Source organism: Gordonia sp. NPDC003425 (assembly GCF_053588635.1).
The window spans coordinates 1-2,247 of record NZ_JBSFQI010000039.1 but is presented as its reverse complement, the minus strand read 5'-3'; the positions used below and the strand labels follow the sequence as shown (position 1 = coordinate 2,247).

Sequence of the window (2,247 nt, the reverse complement as noted above, 5' to 3'; positions counted from 1 at the left end):
GGTCGACCCACACCGTCACCAGCTACCGTGAGAACCCGGTCCCCGCAAACGCTGGAACCAACTAACCGAGCCTCCAGCAAACCCGGGGCGATTCAAAGTCGCCGATGGTGCCCCGGTTACCGAAGTCGCCGACCGTTACGGTGTGTCCCGCCAGACCGTTACAGGGTGGCGTAGACGCTATGCCGCATGAGGTCTGTCCGGACTATCGGATCGATCGCGCCGACCACGGACGAGCCCGAACCAGAGCGTACACATTCGTGTTTGTAGAGTCCGATCATCGTCTCAGCGAGCGCATTGTCGTAGACATCACCCACAGACCCGATCGACGGACGTAGATCCGAAAGTGCCAGTGTTTCAACGAGGCGCACACTCGTATACTGACCGGGTTCAACCAGTGGACGCAACACCCGTAGGGAGAGAGGGTGTTTGGATGGGTCGTCCGGACGGGTGGATGGTGACGGTGACGGGTAGGCCGGCAATGCGGTCGCCGGGCCGTCCGCCGTATCGCCGTGATGTCGAGCGTCAGTTCTGGGCCAAGATCGCCGAAGGTCTCACGAGTGACGACGCCGCGGTCGCGTGCTGCGTGTCGCAGGCCGTTGGGACCCGATGGTTCCGCCAGGGTGGGGGCATGGCACCTTTCGAATTGCACAGCGGGTCCGGTCGGTACTTGTCGTTCGCCGAGCGCGAGGAGATCGCGCTGGCACACGGCCGGGGTGAGAGCGCTCGCGCGATCGCACAGCTGCTGGGGCGCTCGCCGTCGACGATTTCAGCGAGTTGCGTCGGAACGCGGCCACGCGCAGCGGAAAGGTCGAGTACCGGGTCTCGGTGGCCCAGTGGAAAGCGGAGTTGATGGCGCGTCGACCGAAGGAGGCCAAGTTGGTGGCCAATCCGCGGTTGCGTGAATATGTTCAGGACCGTCTCGAGGGTGTGGTGCGCGATGAGGACGGGCAGGTAGTCGGCGGTCCGAAGCCGCGAGAATGAAAGGGCCGCAACAAACCTCGTCGTGAGGATCGTCGGTGGGCGGTGGCTGGAGTCAAGAACAGATCTCACATCGCCTTGAGCTCGATTTCCCGGATGATGAGAGTATGCGGATCTCACATGAGGCGATCTATCAGTCGCGCTATATCGAAGGGCGTGGCGCTCTCAAGCGTGAGCTGGTGACGTGTCTGCGCACCGGTCGGGTATTGCGGGTGCCGCAGGCGCGTTCGCGGCGTAAGGCCACCGGACACGTCACCGAGGAGGGGTTGATCAGTGCTCGACCGGCCGAGGTTGCTGATGCAGTCATCGCCGCCCACTCGCTGGAAAAGTCCTCGCGGTGCTCACGGACCAACCGGACCGCTTTGGCCCGAGTCTCCGGATCGTACTTACTCGGCATGCTTCACCTTCCCAAGAAAGGAGGTGTGCATCAAACCCGGGATGGTTCACGAGCTGGCCACCCTGGAATACGTCTGGTGTGCAACTACCGCGCCTGCACGAAGCCCTCGGCTACCGCACCCGGCCGAGTACGAGGCCACCTTGACCGGTGCCTCACAAGTCCGCGAGACCGCCGACCCGGCCCTCGCGCCCACATAGGAACTAAACCTGGGGTACTTTCATCTCAGACAGGTCGCAACGATGTAGGTCTTTCGCTACGGAGTCAGTATGCGCCTGACTTGCCAAATACGGCGCGCAGAGTTCGAGCGAGGATCACAATATCAAGAGGCAGCGACCAGTTCTCAACGTAGGATAAGTCGAGCCGGACCGACTCTTCCCAGCTAAGGTCACTACGGCCGGAGACCTGCCACAGCCCCGTCATGCCGGGTCTTACTAGCATCCTCCGAGTGACCGTCTCGTCGTATGTCTCGACCTCCTGCCGAAGTGGCGGACGAGGACCAACGAGACTCATCGAGCCGCCGACAACGTTGAACAGCTGCGGCAGCTCATCGAGGCTGTAGCGACGCAGAAATGATCCGACGCCGGTTACTCGCGGATCTTCCTTCATCTTGAACAGTGGACCGCTGCCCTCGCTCTCGGACGCGAGTTGCGCCCGCAATTGATCGGCGCCTACCACCATCGAGCGAAACTTCCACATGTGAAATGGCTTATTGTCGACGCCGATTCGCTCCGCTCGGTAGAAGACGGGCCCCCGAGAACCCATCTTGACTGCGAGTGCGCGAGGAATGATCAAGACCTGTGGATCAGGGAGGGCGTGCCTTCCCGTAAATATGATCCTGGTAGTCACTTGATCAAGTCAGCGTTGCAGCGCTG

General features: G+C 61.7%; 1 protein-coding gene and 3 pseudogenes. 2 read left to right on the top strand and 2 right to left on the bottom strand.

Annotated elements, in window-relative coordinates; translation table 11 throughout:
* Positions 1 to 94: 94 nt before the first annotated feature.
* Positions 95 to 187, top strand: a pseudogene (locus tag ACWDTD_RS20455) (helix-turn-helix domain-containing protein); the annotation flags it as partial.
* A gap of 55 nt (positions 188 to 242) precedes the next feature.
* Here the strand turns inward: ACWDTD_RS20455 and ACWDTD_RS20450 are convergent.
* Positions 243 to 380 (bottom strand): annotated as a pseudogene (locus tag ACWDTD_RS20450) (IS3-like element ISMysp3 family transposase); the annotation flags it as partial.
* A gap of 50 nt (positions 381 to 430) precedes the next feature.
* Here ACWDTD_RS20450 and ACWDTD_RS20445 point away from each other — a divergent pair.
* Positions 431 to 850: a helix-turn-helix domain-containing protein gene (locus ACWDTD_RS20445; RefSeq protein ID WP_449748944.1), complete on the top strand. Its 420-nt coding sequence runs from the start codon at positions 431 to 433 to the stop codon at positions 848 to 850.
* Between the two features lie 786 nt (positions 851 to 1,636).
* On the opposite strand, the pseudogene ACWDTD_RS20440 reads toward ACWDTD_RS20445, so the two are convergent.
* Positions 1,637 to 2,167 (bottom strand): annotated as a pseudogene (locus ACWDTD_RS20440) (sugar transferase); the annotation flags it as partial.
* Positions 2,168 to 2,247: the final 80 nt, after the last annotated feature.